The sequence below is a fragment of the Pseudomonas sp. FP2300 genome, assembly GCF_030687595.1.
Taxonomy (GTDB): Bacteria; Pseudomonadota; Gammaproteobacteria; order Pseudomonadales; family Pseudomonadaceae; genus Aquipseudomonas; species Aquipseudomonas bijieensis.
Window position 1 is genome coordinate 3,407,848 of sequence record NZ_CP117440.1, and the last position, 18,732, is coordinate 3,426,579.

An 18,732-nucleotide genomic window follows, 5' to 3' on the forward strand; every position below is an offset into this window, starting at 1 on the left:
CGGATGAGCCATTTCATGCAAAACAGTCAGCACTCATCCAACACGTTGCCCGTCGATGACAAGCCGGTTCGACGCATCGGCTACCTCATGTTGCTGGTCACCTTTGGCCTTTTCGGTGGATGGGCTGCGTTGGCCCCGCTCGACAGCTCGGCACTCGCACCGGGCGTGGTCACGGTCAAAAGCTACCGCAAGACGGTGCAGCACCTTGAAGGCGGCATCGTGCGCGAACTGCGCGTGCATGACGGTGACCTGGTAAAAGCCGGCGATGTGTTGCTGGTGCTCGACAACACCCAGGCGCGTTCGGAAGTGGAAACGACACGCAGCCAGTTGATCGCCGCGCTCCAATTGCAGGCGCGGTTGGAGGCTGAGCGCGACGGGCAGCCCGAACCTGTGGCGGTGCCTGCCTTGGATCCCACTGACCCGCGAGTACAAGAGGCTCGCGACAGTGAAGCGCGGATTTTCCAAACCCGACGAACCTCGTTGCTAGGCGAAATCGGCCTGCAAGAGAAGACCATCGGACAAATCGAGGAGCAGATCCGCGGACTCAAGGCGATCATCGCCAGCAAGCAGATGCTGGCGGCCTCCTATCAAGAAGAAATAGTCGATTTGCGGGCGTTGCTTGCCGAAGGCTACGTGGACAAACAACGGCTACGCGAGCAAGAGCGCAGCCTCTCCAGGCTGCAAACCGAAGTAGCCGAAAGCCAGTCCGGGATCGCGCAGGCGCGGGTGAATATCGATGAAGCGAGGTTGAAGATCCTGCAGTTGAAAAAGGCCTTCGCCAGTGAAGTCGCCGGCCTGTTGGGCGATGCGCGGACCAAGGTGTATGAACTGCGCGAGCGGTTGGCGACCCTGCAGGACCGTGATCAGCGTACCGATATTCTCGCGCCCGAGTCAGGCATGGTCATGGGCATGACAGTCCACACCCTCGGCGCCGTGGTCAGCCCCGGCACAGCGCTGCTGGACATCGTCCCGGCCAACGAGGAACTGATCGTCGAGGCGCAGGTGTCGCCGATGGACATCGACCGCATCGCATTGGGCAAGCTGGCGGACATTCGCTTCAGCGCGTTCAAGAGCAGCACCACGCCCGTCATCGAGGGGCGACTGGTGCAGATTTCCGCCGACCGCTTGATCAACAAGGACACCGGCACCGCTTATTACCTGGCGCGCGTGGCCCTGACGGACAAGGGGCGTCAGACGCTGGGCAACCTGACCCTGGTGCCGGGCATGCCGGTCGAGGTGCTGGTCAATACGGGGGCGCGGACGCTGTTGCAATACTTGATGCAACCGGCCAGCAATGTGTTCGCCCGCTCGCTGATCGAGGACTGAGATGAAGTTCCTGATCACCCTGTGCCTGGCCCTCATGCCACTGGGAGCGCTCGCTGACGATACTTATGTTGACCTGTGGCAGTTGCATCAGGAAGCGCAGGGGGCTGATCCGCGTGTGCTGCGGGCGCAAGCCCTGGTCCGAAGCGGCGAGGGCAAGGAGCGTGCGGCCTTTGGTCAATTATTGCCGCAGCTCAACGCCAGCGGCAGCGTCAACCGCAGCCGGCGCGATGACGACTTGAACCGTATCCAGTACAACGGCAAGCGCATGGCCGTGGTGCTCAATCAGGTGATCTACGATCCGCAGGTCTGGCGCAGTTACCAGAAGTACATTGAGTTGACCCGGCAAAGTGGCTACGAGTCAGCCGATACCCAGGTGCAGGCCAGCATTGATCTGTCCGAGCGCTACTTCGCCGTTCTTGCGGCAGAGGACGAGTTGTCGCTGGTGCGCAGCGAGCTGGAGGCGACCGAGCGCAACCTCAAGCGGGTCAAGGCCTTGTACGCGCGGCAGATGGCGATGGTGACCGACGCACTGGATCTTGAAGCGCGAGTGGATGCGCTCAGGGCCGACGAGATCGAAGCCAGCAATAAAGTCCTGGTCAGTCGTGAAGCCATTTCCGAACTGGTGGGGCGTGATGTCAGCGAGCGGTTCAAGCGCATCGGCGACAATCCTGCCTTCAGCCTGCCGGCGCAAGCGCAAGACTACTGGGTGCAGACTGCGCTCGACAGCAACCCGGCACTGCATGCCCGGGAGCACAGCGTCCGAGCCGCCGAGGCGGCAATAGACGAAAACAAGGCGGGTCATCTTCCTCGGTTGGGCCTGAACTTGACGGCGCAACGCAGTGATATCGGCTATGAAGGCGCAGTGACGCCTCGCTCGGACAACCTCGTTGCTTCTCTCGACTTGCAGATGCCGCTCTACAGTGGGGGCTCCACCCGGGCACGGGTATCGAGTTCCGAAAGTGACAGGGAGGCCGCCCAGCAAGAGCTGGAAGCCTTGCGTCGCCAGGTCGTCAAGGAAACCCGTACCGCTTATCTCGGCATGACGGCCGAACTCAGCCGGATCAAGGCAACACGGCGCGCGCTGGAGTCGGCTGAAAAGTCACGGGCGGCCACGGAAAAAGCGTTCGGCTATGGGGTCAAGAATGCTGTCGATGTGTTGGACAGCATCAAGGAAGAGTTTCGTGCACGGCGTGATTTCTATCAGTCCCAATACAAGTTCGTGACCAGTTTGCTGGTGCTGCATCGCTGGAGCGGAAGACTGGGAGATGGGGATATTCGCCGGGCCAATGAGTGGTTGGTTGCGCCATCGTTGTCGAATATTGAATTAAAAAGCAGTGGCTAAGTGATATCAAAACTCCTGTTTCTCGTGCAAAATACCCTTATGTAGCGGCCGCATCCAGGAAGGTCCGCAGCTAGCCCTCAGGAAATATAGATGCCCAGTCCATTAGGTTACTCATCCATTTCGTACGCAAAGCTGACTGGTAACGCACAGGTCAACAGCTTGCTTTACGGCACTTATTGGGCTGGAAATACGAGCACCGGAGCGTTCACCACGTCTCTGACGTACAGCTTCATGACCATGAGTTCGTATTTCGCCAGCGCCTACAGCAGCGAAAATGAATATGAGTACGGCTACGTCCTCTCGTCGGCGCAGAAGAACGGCATTGTCAGTGCGCTAAGTACATGGAGTTCGGTTGCCAACATCAAATTCCAACAAGTGAGCGAGACGGCCAGCAACGTCGGTGACTTGCGATTCGGCGGTTACCTGTACATGGACGATGACACCGCTGCCTGGGGCTATTTTCCTGGTAATACCCCCAGCGCCGGTGATGTCTGGCTGGGGCCTGTCACGAATAACCCGGCTCCCGCCAAGGGCACCTATGACTACCTGGTGTTCATGCATGAGATCGGTCACGCCCTGGGCCTCAAGCATCCGTTCTCGCCAAGCTCGTCGAACTCCACCGTGCTTTCCGCTCAGTTCGACGACGTTCGTTACACAATTATGAGCTACAACACCGCGTATTCCTATGAGCCGACTACGCCCATGTTGCTGGATATTGCCGCCATACAGAGTCTCTATGGGGCAAACACCCAGTGGCAGACGGGTAATACCACTTACAGCTGGGCCGTCGGCCAATCGGTTTTCGAGACGATCTGGGACGCAGGCGGCAATGACACGATCGACGCAAGCAATCAGCTGGCAGCGGTGCGCATCAACCTGAATGAAGGCCAGTTCAGCAAGATCGGCCAAGCGTTCCTGAAACTCGATACCCAGACGGCCTTCAATGAAGGATTGGCGATCGCCTACGGGGCCAAAATTGAAAACGCGGTCGGCTCGGCCAATGACGACACATTGATCGGCAATGCATTGGCCAACCTCCTGAACGGTCGTGCCGGGAAGGATACGATGATCGGTGGAGCGGGCAACGATACTTACGTTGTCGATAATATCGGTGACAGGGTGCAGGAAAGCAGCACCTTGGCGAGCGAAATCGACACTGTCATCTCGTCCGTCAATTACACCCTGGGTGCCAACATCGAGACCCTGACGCTGAGCGCAAGTACCAATATCAACGGCACGGGCAACACGTTGAACAACCGCATCAACGGCAACTCCGGTGCCAATACCCTGGACGGCGGCAGCGGTATCGATACCTTGATTGGCGGTGCAGGCAATGACACTTACGTGGTCGACAATCTCAAGGATGTCGTCACCGAAACAAGTACCCTGGCCAGCGAAATCGATACCGTGCGCTCTTCGGTGAGCTGGGCCCTGGGCGTCAACCTGGAAAACCTCATCCTGACCGGCTCCGCTCATCTCAATGGCACCGGCAATGCCCTGAACAACGTGCTGACCGGCAACGCTGGCAACAACGTACTCAACGGTGGGGCCGGACGGGACACACTGATCGGTGGCGCGGGGAACGACACCTATGTGCTCGACCGGGCTGATGAATTGGTTCTGGTACAAGAAACTGTCAATCAGGGCAGTGATGGCCTGATTGTCACCTATGTCGCCAGTTCGTCGAGCAGCGTTGTCAACCTGGGCCTGAGCAATCTGCGCAACGTCGAGAACGTCGTCCTGAGCGGCACCGGGGCGTTCACGGTGGTTGGCAACGATCTGAACAACAGCCTGGTGGGCAACGCCTCCGTGAACAACCTTCAGGGCGGGGCAGGCAACGATGTTCTTGATGGTGGTGCGGGTGCCGATACCTTGATTGGCGGTATTGGCAACGACACCTACGTAGTCGACAACCTCAAGGATATTCTCAGCGAAACCAGTACCCTGGTCGGCGAAATCGATACCGTGCGCTCCTCCCTGAATTGGAGCCTGGGTGCCAATCTGGAGAACCTCACACTGATTGGCAGCGCCAACCTCAACGGCAGCGGCAACGCCCTGAACAACGTACTGATCGGTAACGCCGGCAACAACGTGCTGAGTGGTGGGGCAGGCAACGACACGTTGGACGGCAGCAGCGGTATCGATACGCTTGTTGGCGGTACCGGCAACGATACCTACGTCGTCGACAACCTCAAGGATATCGTCAGCGAAACCAGCACCCTGGCTGGTGAAATCGATACTGTGCGCTCCTCGGTGGCCTGGACTTTGGGCGCGAATCTGGAAAACCTCATCCTGACCGGTTCCGCCCTGCTCAACGGTACCGGCAACGCCTTGGGTAACGTGCTGATCGGCAACGCCGGCAACAATGTGCTAAGTGGCGGGGCAGGCAACGACACGTTGGACGGCAGCAGCGGTATCGATACCTTGATTGGCGGTACCGGCAACGACACTTATATGGTCGATAACCTCAAGGATGTCGTCACCGAAACCACCGCCCTGGCCAGCGAAATCGACACCGTGCGCTCCTCGGTGAGCTGGGCCCTGGGCGTCAACCTGGAAAACCTCATCCTGACCGGCTCCGCTCATCTCAATGGCACCGGCAATGCCCTGAACAACGTGCTGACCGGCAACGCTGGCAACAACGTACTCAACGGTGGGGCCGGGCGGGACACACTGATCGGTGGCGCGGGGAACGACACCTATGCGCTCGACCGGGCTGATGAATTGGTCCTGGTACAAGAAACTGTCAATCAGGGCAGTGATGGCCTGATCGTCACCTATGCCGCCAGTTCGTCGAGCAGCGTTGTCAACCTGGGCCTGAGCAATCTGCGCAACGTCGAGAACGTCGTCCTGAGCGGCACCGGGGCGTTCACGGTGGTTGGCAACGATCTGAACAACAGCCTGGTGGGCAACGCCTCCGTGAACAACCTTCAGGGCGGGGCAGGCAACGATGTTCTTGATGGTGGTGCGGGTGCCGATACCTTGATTGGCGGTATTGGCAACGACACCTACGTGGTCGATAACCTCAAGGATATTCTCAGCGAAACCAGTACCCTGGTCGGCGAAATCGATACCGTGTGCTCCTCCCTGAATTGGAGCCTGGGTGCCAATCTGGAGAACCTCACACTGATTGGCAGCGCCAACCTCAACGGCAGCGGCAACGCCCTGAACAACGTACTGATCGGTAACGCCGGCAACAACGTGCTGAGTGGTGGGGCAGGCAACGACACGTTGGACGGCAGCAGCGGTATCGATACGCTTGTCGGCGGTACCGGCAACGATACCTACGTCGTCGACAACCTCAGTGATGTCATCAGCGAAACCAGCACCCTGGCTGGTGAAATCGATACCGTGCGCTCCTCGGTAGGCTGGATCCTGGGTGCCAACCTGGAGAATCTCACACTGACCGGCACTGCCTTCATAGGTATCGGCAACGGTCTGAACAACGTGCTGATCGGCAATGCCGGGCGTAACGTACTGGATGGTGGGGCGGGCAATGACATTCTGAGTGGCGGCCAGGGCACCGATAGCCTCACCGGCGGAGATGGAAGCGACCGCTTTGTTTTCAACACGCTGAGCGACCTGGGCATAGGTTCTGCCCGTGATACCATTTCCGACTTCAGCAGCCTGCAGGGCGACAAGCTGGACCTGTCGAAAATCGACGCCAATCTTCTGACCACGTTTGTCGACACGTTCAGCTTCATCGATTCGAATGAGTTCACGGCAGCGGGACAGCTGCGTTTCGTCGATCAGGTGCTGTATGGCAACGTCAACGGCGACCTGGGAGCGGATTTTGAAATCCAGCTGGTGGGTGTCAATACCCTCACTGCCAACGATCTGATCGCTTGATAGAGCGGTTCGGCCCTGTGGGAAACAGTCCAGGGCCGGACCCCTTTGCGTTCAAGCGCGAGCAAGCTTGCTCGCCACGAGGTCGTCGACCGCCTGATTAATCATTGATTTCATGTGTACTGATCTATTCAAGTGCCGGGAGCAAGGCTGCTACCGGCATTTTCTTTGATGTCAATCAGCATCAAAAATATTGACCGCTACGATTATGCTCATCATCATAAGGCTGCCAGTCTATGACACGCACTGACGTCGGAGCCATGCCAGCCCACAGTTGCGATCTCTGACCGGATAACCTCGATAACCGGAAGGAAACTCATGATGATCAACAAACCCGTCGCGTTAGTGACCGGCGCTTCATCCGGCATCGGAGAGGCCATCGCCCATAAGCTCGTCGCGGCAGGCTACAGCGTCTATGGCACGAGTCGACGCGGCGGGCGGGCGGGGCAAAAGGGGGGGCCACTGTTGGTGCTTGATGTCACCGACGATGCCAGCGTCGAAGCTGTCATCCAGGAGTTGCTGACGTTGGAGGGGCGGATCGATCTGCTGGTCAACAATGCCGGTTTCGGCATCGCGCCCGCCGCTGCGGAGGAGAGTTCTGTCGAGCAGGCCAAGGCCCTTTTCGACACCAACTTCCTCGGTATCGTACGCATGACTCGCGCGGTTGTGCCACACATGCGACGCCAAGGTGCGGGTCGCATCATCAATATCGGTTCCATCCTCGGCGTCGTGCCTGTTCCCTACGCGGCCCTCTATTCAGCCAGCAAACATGCGGTGGAAGGTTATTCGCAAGCGCTGGATCACGAATTGCGCACACACGGCATCAGGGTTACGGTCGTCGAGCCCGGCTATACCAAGACTCAATTCGAGAGCAACAACCTCCAGGCCGACGCTAAACTTGACGTGTATGAAGACATTCGAATGAACGTGACGAAAGTGGTGCAACAGGCCATGGCCACCGCCGACAGCCCCGACGTGGTGGCTGAAGTGGTACTCCAGGCCGCGCGCGCCGAGCGCCCGAAGTTGCGTTATACCGCTGGCAAAGCGGCCGGCCAGCTGCAGTTCATGCGCAGTTTTGCCCCGGCGCGCTTGCTGGACACGGGCATCCGCAGGGCGTTGCAACTCGAAACCAAACGGCCTTCTCAGGCACACTGACCCGGCCTGGCCATACCCTTTGCTGTGTCTGTTGCATCTACAGGGCAGCGATGACGATCCGTTTGAACGAACAGGACAAAAGCAATGACATTCAAGGCGCTGCTCACGACCAAAACCGGCGAAACGATCTCGACCCATCTGGTCGACTTCAAGGACGAGGACCTGATGCCCGGTGACGTCACCGTCGCGATCGAGTTTTCGACCGTTAACTACAAGGACGCCATGGCCCTCAGCGGACGTTCTCCCGTCATTCGCCAGTTTCCGCTGATTCCGGGCATCGACTTCGCCGGTATCGTCGAGACGTCCAGCCATCCGGGGTTCAAGGTCGGCGACCGTGTGCTGGTCAACGGTTGGGGGCTGAGCCAGACCCACCACGGTGGCTTTGCGCAGAAGGCGCGGGTCAACGGTGACTGGCTGGTAAAAATCCCGGAAGTATTCTCGACCCAGGCAGCCATGGCTATCGGCACCGCAGGCTACACGGCGATGCTCAGCGTCCTGGCATTGGAGCATGGCGGGCTGACCCCTGATCGTGGCGATATCCTGGTCACCGGCGCCAGCGGCGGCGCCGGCTCGGTGGCCATCGCACTGTTGTCGGGCCTGGGCTATCGAGTGATCGCCTCGACCGGACGGCAAGAGGAGGGCGACTACCTGCGCGACCTTGGTGCGACGCAGGTCATCGACCGCAATACTTTGTCGCAGCCGGGCGCACCGATCGCCAAGGAACGCTGGGCTGGTGTCATTGATTCGGTGGGTAGCCATACCCTGGCCAACGCGTTGGCACACACCCAATATCGCGGCGTTGTCGCTGCCTTCGGCCTGGCCCAGGGCGCGGACCTGCCTGGCTCGGTGTTGCCTTTCATCCTGCGCAACGTGACCCTGGCCGGTATCGACTCGGTCAATGCCCCGCAGGAAGTACGTCTGCAAGCATGGTCGCGGCTCGCTCAGGACCTTGATTTGAGCAGGCTGGCCCGCACCACCCAGATGGTTGGCTTGGCAGAGGTTCCGACCGTTGCGGGTCGGGTGCTGGAAGGAAAGGTGCGCGGGCGTACTGTCGTGGACGTGAACGCATGAACAATGCTTCCCGCGCTTTCCGCTACCTGGCGAGTTTTTCGGCGCTGTTGTTTTTTACGTTGGCGATCATCTGGTTGTTAGCGCCGGCCACGTTGCTGGGCAATTGGGGCGTGGTCTTCGATGGCGCTACCACGGGCTTGGTAGGCCGGCGTGCTGCACCGCTCTACGCGGGCATTGGGGTTGCGCTGCTGTTGGTACGCAATGCGCCGCCGTCGCCAGGGCGAACCGCCGTAGTGGCGGGATTTGTCACCACGTGCTCGCTGCTTGCACTGTTGGGGCTGGTCGAGTGGGCCGTGGGCAATGTCGAGTCGGGCATCCTGCCGGCGGTGCTGGTCGAAGTTGCCCTGGCGCTGGCCTTCCTGGTCATCGCAGGTGCCGAAGGCCGGACCAGGGCTCACCGGTGAACATTTGAGGGTGAGCCTCGGGATTTGCCGCGCATTGTCACTTCATGTCCCTGGCCTGCACCCACAGCACGGCATCTTGCGACAGCGGTTTGCCCTTGTGGGTTTTCGTCGCACCGATGTCGAGCGCCGCAATGCCCCACCACCCTGCCCGGGGCAGGCCGATGGTCACGATACCTTGGGCGTCCGCGTAGGTGCTCAGGGCTTTGAATGAAGCTTGAGGTGCCGTCACATAGTTTTGCTGGCCGAAGGCGTTTTTTTCGAGATTGATGGAGTGGTTGACGTATTCGATTTCGATTTCGGCGAACGGAACAGGCTTGCCATCGGCGAGCACCACGGCGCGGAACACGCCGCCGGTCCAGTTGGCATAAGGCTTGTTCAGTGGCTGGATCTCCACCGGCAACCCTTGTGGCTCTGACCAGTTTCCGGGGACTCCACCCACGTTCACGATCAACTTGGTGAACTGTTGGATGTAGACATCTTCCTCGGTTTCCAGATATGGCTCGGGTTCGAGTACGAAGATATGGTCACCCAGTGAACGCACCAACTCCCGTGGAATCGAGGCACGATAGGCCGTGGTCCGGTTGTCGCGACTCTGCCACTCGACGGGACGCAAGTATTTGCTCAGGTCGATTTTTTCCTCGCCGTGGGAGCTGCTGTGGCTGAAGGCGCGAGGTGTACCCATGGCCATGGTGGGGCCGCCGGAGAAGGGGTGGGTGAACACCAGCGCGAACTCGAGGTTTTCCGCACGCTGCAGTGCCGTTTCTTCCACGTAAAGCATCTGGAAATGGGCGTGTGCAGCGCCGGCCAAGCCAGTGAATGTCGTAGCGGCAAGGGCTTGGAGCAATTTTCGTTTGAACGTCATGGTCGCTTTCACCTTGAAATGTCGGAAGACTGAATCGTGAGCTCATGGCCGGCGCCACCGAGGAACACCACGGAGTAATTTCCGGCGGGGGGCTGGAACGTGTAGGCGTTGTCCTTGCCGACTTCGCCTTCGAGCAACACTTTGTTGCTCGGGTCCTGGACATGGATTTTTCGGCCGGCGGCCGAGCTGCCATCGGTGAAGCCCGCCTCGCACTTCACCTGGTTATCCCCCTCGATGTAACAATCGAAGACGGGGCCATGAGCGAAGGTCACCTGGCAGAACACCAGGGCGCCTGCCATCGTTATCCGTGTTGCTGAACCTGTGGGTTTCATAACGCCTCGCCGTCAAGATCGATCATTGGGCAGGCGACTGGCCGTCGCCTCTCGTGTTGTCGTTGCCAGTCGCGACGAAGGCCGCCAGCAAGGCTTCCAGGTTCGAGCCCAGGAGTGCCTCGTATCCGTTGGCCGTGTCGGCGAGTATTCCCGGGTTGCCCGTATCGAGTACCAACAACCGCGCGCCCCCGTCCTCGATGGCTTTGATGATCTTGGCGTCCGGTGCCCACTTGTGGACCACCACGCGAATATCGCGCTCGCGCAGGTAGTGGGTCAGCGCGGCGTAGTCAGCGTCGCTCCAGTCAATGTCCTGTCGGACGAACCAGCCGTCGACAAAGACGCCGAATTCGCCGAACAGGTAGGTGAACTCATTGGCCAGCGACAGCACGCGCAGATCCGACACTGCTGTCAGCCGGGCACCGTAGTCGGCCTTGAGCCGGCGCAAGCGGTCTTCAAGTGCGGCGAGGTTGCGCTTTATTCGCGGCGCATCGGCGGGGGCCAGGCGCTCCAGGTCGGCGGCGACCAGCGCCGACATGCGCATGGCGTTGACGGGGCCGAGCCAGGCGTACGGGGACTGGCCTTCATCAACATCGCTCGCCGCGGCCCAGGGAACATCGTTCGACGGTACGCGGGTCACCGCCACGCTGGGTTTGACCGTGTCCCATGAGCGCGAGGCATCGATCTCGATGATCCGCAGATTGTGGCGGCGGGCCGTCGCATACAGCGGGTCGGCGCGCCAGAGACTGCTGAGGGTGACCACGGCTTCGGCCTGTTGGAATACTGCGGCGTCCAGGCGTGACAGTGCGTTGGCCTGGCTTTCCATGGGCACTGCCGCGCCTGCCGGTACACGAACGACCTCAAGGGCCGTGCCGTCGCTGAGTGCCGAGGTGAGCGCATACACGGCAGGCAGCGCGACAAGCACCTGCTGCCTTGCGTTATCGGCAAAGACCGAAAACGGCAGGCCCAGCAACAGGGTCAGAATCGTCAGCCAGGATCTGTAGAAGTTCATACGCTGGCCCCCCTGAACCGTGACGCGGTAGCGCGCATGACGGTGGTGACGACGAACACCAGGGCGGCGACTATCACGATTGCCCCGCCCGTAGGTACGGGGATGTGGAATTGCATCGGCGCCAGGATTCCCACCACGCAGGAAAAGGTCGCAATCAGGATGGCGCGCACCACCAGCCCCGGGAGCGAACGACTGATGTTGCGTGCTGCCGCCGCCGGTATGAGCAGAAGGGCTTCGACGAGCACGGCGCCGATGATTTTCAGGCAAGCGACCGTCACCAGGGTGACCAGCACCACAAACAGGTACTCGACGCTTCGCACCCGCACACCGCGAGCATGGGCCAGGCTCGGATTGAGGCTGGCCAACAACATGCCGTTGTACAGCGGCAGTCCGAGCAAGGCACACAGCACCGTTACGCCAAGCAGCACGTTCATGTCGGTGTGGTCCACCGCCAGGATGGAGCCGAACAGCACGCTTTCCATCACGTGGGTGTTGATCTTTGCCGACACGAACAGCAACAGCGAGGCACCGACCGCCAGCGAGATGGACAGGAACACACCGATCAGCGTGTCATTGGCCAACGTGGTGCGATGCTGCGTGTACTTCAGCGTCAGCGCGAACAGCAAGCAGAAGCCGAACATCGAGAAGTATGGGGATGTATAGGATTCACCGATCAGCACGCCAATCGCGACGCCGGTCATCGCGGCATTGCCGACGGACTGACTGAAAAACGCCATGCGCTTGATCATTACCATCGTGCCCAGCACGCCCAGCAGGGGGCCGATGAGCACTGCGCAGAGCAGGGCATTGATCACGAACTCATACTCGAACGGCTGCGGCAGGATGCCACTGGCGGCGAGCGCCTGCAGGTAGTTGCGAATGAAGTCGTACAGGGCGCTCATTGGGCCCCCTCCTGCGAGTAAGCGACTTGGTCGGGGGCGCCATGGAACAGCACCCTGCGGTTGATAACCGTCACCGATTGGGCGATGCGCCTGACTTGTTCCAGGTCATGGTTGATCCACAGGATGGTGACGCCACGGCCGTGCAATTCGGCCACCAGCGCCTCCACCAGCCGCACCCCCGATTCGTCGATGCCGGCAGTCGGTTCGTCGAGGATCAGCAGCCAGGGCGCCGGGCTGATCGCCTGGGCCAGTAATACTCGCTGACGTTGGCCACCGGACAGGCTGCCAAAGGGTTTGGTGCCCATTCCTGCCATGCCGGTACGAGACAGGGCCTCGGCATTGGCCGACTTGGCGGATCGGTTGGCGCCCAGGAAGGCCGGCCGGCGTTGACCGAGAAGGGCCATGAGATCGTTGACCGTCATCGGCACGTTGCGGTCGAAGTCTGGCAATTGCGGGACATAGCCCACCGGGGTCGTGAGCTGGCCCTCGAAGCGGACCGCTCCCGAATGCGGCATCTGGCCCAGCAGCGCACGCACCAGTGAAGTCTTGCCGCCACCGTTCGGCCCGACCAGGCAGTGCAGCGCCCCGGCTTCCACCCGAAAACTGACGTCCTCAAGCACTTGCGTGCCTCCCAGCCGCAGGGAGACGTTGTCGAACACTATGGCGGGACCGCACATCGCTTGTTTCTCCTTCATCGCTGCGTGAACTCGACGGCTTCGGCCAAGGTCTCGAGGTTTTCGCGCATCGCCACCTCGAATTCGTCCGCGCTGTAGGTATCGCCGGTGATGTGAGACAGCGAGAAGACCTTCACGCCGGTGGCGGCCTCGATAGGCTTGGCGAGATCGAGGGAGAAGTTTTTCTCGGCGAACAACACCTTCACATTGGCCTTCTTGATTGCGTCGATGGTGTTGGCCAGTTGCCGCGCAGTCGGCGCGACGCCGTGACGGGGCTCGATCACGGCGCTCACGAACAGGCCGAACTCCTGCATCATGTAGTCGTAGCCGGCATGCGTGGTCGCGCAACGGAAGGAAGACAGATCCAGCGCGGCGAAGCGGGTCATGAAACCGGCCCGTAGCGCGCGAATGCGTGCGGCATAGGCCAGGGCGTTCTGTCGATACGCAGCAGCGTTGGATGGGTCCAGCTCCCCCAGCTTGCGAGTGATCTCGAAGACCTGTTGTATCGCTGCCGTGGTGGAAACGAAGGTATGCGGATTGACCACCTTGGCACCGTCCTGGTCGCCGCCGATGGGAATGAGGGCGACCGAGGCATTGGCCTGGATGATCGGCAGCGTTGCCCCGCGACCGGCGGCCTTGATGATCTGGAAGGCCCATTCATCGTGGCCGATGCCGTTGACGACCAAGACATCGAGGGTCATCGCACGGGTGATGTCGTCGGGTTGCGGCTGATAGTTATGCGGGTTCGCTTGCGCCGGAATGAGCGCAACGACCTCGGCCCGATCGCCGACGATGTTCGCCACGAAGCTGTAGTAGGGGTGCAGGGTGACACCGATCTTGAGCTTCTTGTCCAAGGGGGCAGTCGGGTCGGCGAATGCAAGGGCAGGTATCAGCACCAGCAGCGCAAGGCAACTGCGCCACAGTGCGCGGTGTCTGGTAGAAACGGTCATGGCTGGTTTCCTTTTACACGTTCGACTTCGCTGGCACCGTCGTAAGGAATGACCTGGCGCCAACCTTGGCCGACCAGCGATTCGGGCTTGACGATGCCTGGGTAAGGTGCGTTCGGGTCGCGGTGGATCCAGATCGTGGCCTGGTTGGCCCACATGACGCCGGCATGGGCGTGCCCAATGACGAGCAGGTAGGCGCTCTGGCCGGGCGCGCGGCCGGCGGAGCCGTAGTAGACCGTGGCGCCCTGGCCCAGGGTGGCTTTCGAGACGTCGCTGGGGGGCGTCGGGGCGTCGGCGTCGTCGTGATCATCGACGGAACCGGCATGAGGCAGGTGGGTGCCCGGCAAAATCAACTGCCAGTGCACCTCGCCATTGGTCTTCCAGAAGGCGTCTCGGTAGAACGGCGGCAACAAGATCTTCTGGGCTTGCTCCAGGGTGATCCAACCGCCGGTGTCGTTATTGTTCCAGATGATTTCTTCACCGGCGGGCAGCAGGGCGCTGTGGATGGCCTGGTCGACTGAACCGAGGCCATCGAAGGAGCGCACCTGCCAGCTCAAGGGTGTCGGTGGGCCGGCGTGCTGTGGGCGCAGCAGCACATAACCTGTCACGCTGGCGATGATTGCCAGGGCTGCAAACAGCAGGGCCAGCGATTCCCAGCGGCTGGAAGCCGGACGCACGACATGGACCGCGTCGTCTGCGTCATCGCCGAGGCTGGTTCGCGACAGGTGAGCCATCAGACAAACCCGATCCAGCGGCCAAGGCATATCACGCCCACCCACAGTGCCAGCGAGCTGAATCCGGCGATACGGGCCTGGCTGGGAGGCGGCAGGATGGTGTCCCACTCGGCGATCCGGCGATAGGCGCCCAGGTGGAATATCCCCATGTTGAGGCCGGCCAGCGCCAACAGCCCCATCTTCCACCAGAAAACGCTGTTTTGCGCATAGGTGGTGGCATTGGAGGCGAACATGAGCAAGCCGGTGATCACGCAGGCTGCGAAGGCAACCCAGGTAAATGGCAGCAGTTCCCGAATCAGCCGTAGCGCGCTTCGACGATGGGAGGCGACGCCGAGCAGGCGCAAGTCGACGACGGCGATGGTCCCGAACACGAGGGCGATGCCGATCACATGCAGCGACTCCAGGTTTGGAAAAATGGAGCCCGACTCTCTGATATAGGCTGCGATCGGGGTGCCCTCGAGGGCTTGCAGTATCGATTGAATGTCCATGGCAAATACCTGAGAAAACGTTCGTTGAAAACGCTGGGATCAGTAGGCGATCCAGCGGCCGCAGAAGATCACGCCGCACCATAGGGCGATCGACAGCCAGGCCAGTGCCTTGATGGGCGGCTTCTCGTTGTCGCCTTGTGCCTGAGCGGCGGGGCGCAGCAATGGACGTCGGATTGACCAGGCCAGGGTGAACACGGCAACGACCATGAACATCTTCAGCCAGAACGTCGTGTTGACCAGTACGCGGTCAGGCTCGCCGATGATCATGACCAACCCGGTGAGGAGCAGGACGATGAGTGCGGCGCGCATCCACGGGTAGTAACGGCGAATGACGCCGCGCAAGGGTTCGTCCGTGGCGAGCACGCCGGCCAGCCGCAGGTCGGAGATCACGGCGGCACCGAAGATCACTGCGATGGCGACGATATGAACGCTCTGGATGGTGGGCACGACCCAGGACAGGTCCCTGATGGCGGTGCTCAACGGTGTCGCGTAGATCCAGGCGATGATGAGTTCTGGTGACATTTGCTTTGCTTCCGCGTGGGGTTAGAAGTCTTGGGGTTTTGCGATCGGACGCAGGCCCTTTGCATCCTCCGGGAGGAGATAGCCCTGCTTGATCGAGAGGCCCTTGGCGTCTTCGAATGCCTGTTCGTAGTGGCTGAAACTGCCGTAACGTTGGCCAAGCGCTTCCTTGGAATAGGGCACCTTGGTGTCGTAGATCAGGCCGCAACCGGTCTCCTGGTCCGTGAGGTAGGTCGCGCTGGGCACCTGGATCCACGGCGGGCGCACGCCCCCTTGCAGGTTGCCTGTGGCGGGGTCGCGTGCGACGGTTTTGCCTTCGCGCAGGACTCGCGGCGCCTTCGGCATGGCTTTGCCCGCGCGCACCCATTGGTCCATGCCATCGAGCAGCGCCGAAACGACCAGTTCCGCCGGTTCGTCGTACAACGTCCGGCACCGTGGGTCGTCACCCTTGCCGATGTCGGCAGCTAACAGTTCGGTATGCTCCGTGCCGAGGTCGGCCAGCCGCAGATGCGGTATGCCGGTCACTTCGTAGTAGCGAAGCTGCGGGCTGTCGGTATCCGGCGGCAGGTCGATGCCTTCGATCACGTCATGCATCAGTTCCGATTGGCTGTAGACGGTCACGAACGGCACGCCGTCGGGCATCTGCCGCGGCAGTCGGATGACATCGCCGCCCACCTCGCCATAGGCCATGCGGCCTGTCATGTAGGCATCGATCAGTGGCCTTGCGTCAGGCATGCGCCATTGCTGGTGGCGGCCCTGGTCGAGGTAGTCCATCCAGACTTGCGCGGTCACGGCCCAGCTATTGACATAGACGCGTTGCACATTGAGGCCTGCCAACGGGCCTTGCGCCGCATTGGTCTTGAGCAGCAGCGCCAGTTGTGCGGCAATGCCTTGGGACTGTGGAACGAACGGATCGGGACCTGCACCGCGAGTGAAGCGCTCCGGATCGTAATAGGTGCCCAACGGCGCATAGCGTGCGTAGTCGAAGCGGCGCATGAATTCGAAGTTCACGATCCGTCCGTATTGGGCGACCTGCTCGGCCTCGGCGGCCGGGGTGTCCGAGATGAACTTGGGGTCGACGGCCGGCTTGTTCATGTTCAGCGTGTAGCCGACGTACGCGTAGCCACGCCGTAGCAAGTAATCACGGGTCAGGATCCACCCTGCGGCGCGCTCGCCAAACCAGCTGAACGGCTCGATCACCACCGTGCCGTTGAAGTGCGCAGGGTCTGCCGGCTTGCGCACCAGAATGCGCGTGGTATAGGGCGCCTCGAAGAGGGTTTTGCCCGCGGCGGTGATGGCCGGGGCGACGCCTTGCAGGTAAAACTCCTCTTCGACGTAGTCGTACATGTCGAGGTCGCTGTGTTCGGTGCCCGGTCGTTTCGCCGACGACAGCGGTGGCACACTGGAGGGCGGCACGGCAACGACCGTGGGCATGCGGGGCACTTCGGCGAAGGTGTTCGAGGTCAGCATCAGCGACAGCAGGACGCCTGGCAGCGTCGGCCGCAGGAGGCTGATCGTTATTGATCGTTCCATCCGGTCATCTCCAAGGGCGCAAAGTCAGCCTGGTGGGGGGCGCTTCGCACCCCAACGGGAGCAAGCTCCCTCGCCACGGTTTTGTGTCTGGCTGGGTGGTGGTGTGGGGTAATCAGACCCCATTACGTTGCCCGCCAACCTCTGGCAAACACCGCCTTTTGTGGCGAGGGAGCTTGCTCCCGCTGGGCTGCGCAGCAGCCCCAACATCGACCTCGCGGTGGGCTTCACTCACGGCTGAGGGACGCCTTGCCCTCGCTGTCGATCACGATCTGGTTGTTCTCGCAGACATATTCTTGAATGGCGTAGTCGGAGCGCTTGTAGTCGAACGTGAAGCGATACGGGGTGTTGAGCACCTGTGGATCTTCAATCACGACTTGGTCCTCCAAGTGGTCCGGTCCCCGCAGCCTGATGCGTTCGGTGATCTTCATGTCTGCACCATGGGGAACGTCATAGAACGTCACGTCCGTTCGCACACGTTGTGTCTCCACGACGAGCGTGTCGCCTTCCCAGTGGCCTCGCGAATGGCCCTGGTACTTGGGGTCGAGCTTCTCTTTGGGCGGCATTGCCTCGTTCAAGAGAATCCGGCGTACCTGCTGGAGATATTCGCCAAGGACGACCACTTGCTTGTCGTCGTGAATGATCTGGATCGGGAAGAGCGCCGCCATCAACGTCGGCATGCCCTCGGGCAGGCACTTGGAACTCGTCGTGGCCAGCGGCGTCCCGGCTTCGTTCGCGGCGGCCTGTTTTTTCTTCAGCTCGGCGTATTGGCTGGCATAGGGTTCCTTCAGGTCCATCGGTCCGCCCGGGTGCACCGGCTCGTCCGGGTTTTCACCGAACCAATCGTCCGGGGTTCTTTCCCAGGTGCCGCTGATGTCCGGGCGTTTGTCGTGCTGGGTCTTCGGCGCTGCCGCGTTGCACATCCCGGCGACGGTCACGAGGACGACGCCGAGGAAGATCGTTGCTGCGCTCAAGGTTCGTGTCGGTTTCATTGAAACGTCTCCACGCTGCTGGCCTGTCTGGTTCGGTTGAGTTCGGTAGTCATGAAGCGGAGGAGGGACTTCGCCTAACCGCCGCCCGTGAGCACGACGTCACCGATCTTGATCTCCACGAGCAGTCCTCCCGGATCACCGTTTTTCAGCGGTCTGAAGGACACCTCGGCGCTTTCGCCAGCCTTGATCGAATCAGCGTTCCAGCCTGCGCGCTGCAGCGCGTTGACACTGCCCGTCTCGATCTTGAAGCGCTGGGGGGGCGGGCCGGGCGTATCGAGGTAAATCGTGATGTGCGGATTGGTCCAGGCAAAGCGCTCGACCACGCCCTGGACCGTGACCATCTTGGTCTGGTCGAAAAGCGCGAATGAGTGGTGAGCGGTGGCCAGGGACGGTAGGGCACTGCAAGCGACGATGGTCAGCAGGCAAAGCCCCTGACGTAACAGCGGGGATGGGGTCATGACGGATGCCTCGTTCTTATGCGTTCTTATGGCCCCAGCATAGGGGGGACACCTGCGCAGGCCGTAGCCCAAAACGGCAACCATTCAAATCCCAGGACAGGTTTTTCAGTGGGCAGCGATGGGACCAAGGGAATAGGGGCA

The 18,732-nt window shown here is 60.9% G+C and carries 18 protein-coding genes; 6 read left to right on the forward strand and 12 right to left on the reverse strand.

Annotated features, from left to right (window positions below):
* Positions 1-15 precede the first annotated feature (15 nt).
* From PSH86_RS15200 to PSH86_RS15225, 6 genes are all read left to right on the forward strand, one after another.
* The gene (locus PSH86_RS15200; RefSeq protein ID WP_232201567.1) at positions 16-1,326 is read left to right on the forward strand and encodes an HlyD family type I secretion periplasmic adaptor subunit; all 1,311 of its coding nucleotides are present in this window, start codon (positions 16-18) and stop codon (positions 1,324-1,326) included.
* Position 1,327: 1 nt separating this feature from the next.
* The gene (locus tag PSH86_RS15205) at positions 1,328-2,668 is read left to right on the forward strand and encodes a TolC family protein (RefSeq protein WP_305490341.1); all 1,341 of its coding nucleotides are present in this window, start codon (positions 1,328-1,330) and stop codon (positions 2,666-2,668) included.
* Positions 2,669-2,758: 90 nt separating this feature from the next.
* The gene (locus PSH86_RS15210) at positions 2,759-6,517 is read left to right on the forward strand and encodes a M10 family metallopeptidase (RefSeq protein WP_305483647.1); all 3,759 of its coding nucleotides are present in this window, start codon (positions 2,759-2,761) and stop codon (positions 6,515-6,517) included.
* Between the two features lie 318 nt (positions 6,518-6,835).
* Positions 6,836-7,669, forward strand: a complete 834-nt coding sequence (locus PSH86_RS15215) for an oxidoreductase (RefSeq protein WP_109755412.1) — start codon at positions 6,836-6,838, stop codon at positions 7,667-7,669.
* Positions 7,670-7,753: 84 nt separating this feature from the next.
* Positions 7,754-8,740 (forward strand): MDR family oxidoreductase, encoded by a 987-nt coding sequence (locus tag PSH86_RS15220; protein WP_109755413.1) that lies wholly within the window; start codon positions 7,754-7,756, stop codon positions 8,738-8,740.
* On the forward strand, positions 8,737-9,144 hold the full coding sequence (locus PSH86_RS15225) for a hypothetical protein (protein WP_109755414.1): 408 nt from the start codon (positions 8,737-8,739) through the stop codon (positions 9,142-9,144). Before PSH86_RS15220 ends, PSH86_RS15225 begins: the two co-directional genes overlap by 4 nt.
* Before the next feature lie 37 nt (positions 9,145-9,181).
* Here the strand turns inward: PSH86_RS15225 and PSH86_RS15230 are convergent, their stop codons facing one another.
* The 12 genes from PSH86_RS15230 to PSH86_RS15285 form a co-directional block, all read right to left on the reverse strand.
* Positions 9,182-10,006 (reverse strand): DUF4198 domain-containing protein, encoded by an 825-nt coding sequence (locus PSH86_RS15230; protein WP_305483648.1) that lies wholly within the window; start codon positions 10,004-10,006, stop codon positions 9,182-9,184.
* A gap of 8 nt (positions 10,007-10,014) precedes the next feature.
* Positions 10,015-10,305: a hypothetical protein gene (locus tag PSH86_RS15235; RefSeq protein WP_232200777.1), complete on the reverse strand. Its 291-nt coding sequence runs from the start codon at positions 10,303-10,305 to the stop codon at positions 10,015-10,017.
* 55 nt (positions 10,306-10,360) lie between these two features.
* Complete coding sequence (locus tag PSH86_RS15240) at positions 10,361-11,347, reverse strand: metal ABC transporter solute-binding protein, Zn/Mn family (RefSeq protein WP_305483649.1); 987 nt, start codon at positions 11,345-11,347, stop codon at positions 10,361-10,363.
* A complete protein-coding gene (locus PSH86_RS15245) occupies positions 11,344-12,249 on the reverse strand; it encodes a metal ABC transporter permease (protein ID WP_305483650.1) in 906 nt (301 codons plus the stop codon). The genes PSH86_RS15240 and PSH86_RS15245 overlap by 4 nt, the downstream gene beginning before the upstream one ends.
* Positions 12,246-12,926 carry a metal ABC transporter ATP-binding protein gene (locus PSH86_RS15250; protein WP_232200779.1) on the reverse strand — a complete coding sequence of 227 codons (681 nt, stop codon included), beginning with the start codon at positions 12,924-12,926 and terminating at the stop codon, positions 12,246-12,248. The genes PSH86_RS15245 and PSH86_RS15250 overlap by 4 nt, the downstream gene beginning before the upstream one ends.
* A gap of 14 nt (positions 12,927-12,940) precedes the next feature.
* A complete protein-coding gene (locus PSH86_RS15255; protein ID WP_116832381.1) occupies positions 12,941-13,873 on the reverse strand; it encodes a metal ABC transporter solute-binding protein, Zn/Mn family in 933 nt (310 codons plus the stop codon).
* The gene (locus PSH86_RS15260; protein WP_305483651.1) at positions 13,870-14,604 is read right to left on the reverse strand and encodes a hypothetical protein; all 735 of its coding nucleotides are present in this window, start codon (positions 14,602-14,604) and stop codon (positions 13,870-13,872) included. Before PSH86_RS15260 ends, PSH86_RS15255 begins: the two co-directional genes overlap by 4 nt.
* Positions 14,604-15,092 carry a DUF6644 family protein gene (locus PSH86_RS15265; protein ID WP_116832383.1) on the reverse strand — a complete coding sequence of 163 codons (489 nt, stop codon included), beginning with the start codon at positions 15,090-15,092 and terminating at the stop codon, positions 14,604-14,606. The genes PSH86_RS15260 and PSH86_RS15265 overlap by 1 nt, the downstream gene beginning before the upstream one ends.
* A gap of 39 nt (positions 15,093-15,131) precedes the next feature.
* A complete protein-coding gene (locus PSH86_RS15270; RefSeq protein ID WP_163858795.1) occupies positions 15,132-15,614 on the reverse strand; it encodes a DUF6644 family protein in 483 nt (160 codons plus the stop codon).
* Between the two features lie 21 nt (positions 15,615-15,635).
* Positions 15,636-17,144 (reverse strand): alpha/beta hydrolase domain-containing protein, encoded by a 1,509-nt coding sequence (locus PSH86_RS15275; protein WP_163858792.1) that lies wholly within the window; start codon positions 17,142-17,144, stop codon positions 15,636-15,638.
* A 224-nt stretch (positions 17,145-17,368) separates the two neighbouring features.
* Positions 17,369-18,133: a hypothetical protein gene (locus PSH86_RS15280; protein ID WP_116832386.1), complete on the reverse strand. Its 765-nt coding sequence runs from the start codon at positions 18,131-18,133 to the stop codon at positions 17,369-17,371.
* A gap of 74 nt (positions 18,134-18,207) precedes the next feature.
* Positions 18,208-18,591 (reverse strand): DUF6152 family protein, encoded by a 384-nt coding sequence (locus tag PSH86_RS15285; protein WP_109755425.1) that lies wholly within the window; start codon positions 18,589-18,591, stop codon positions 18,208-18,210.
* Between the last annotated feature and the right edge of the window lie 141 nt (positions 18,592-18,732).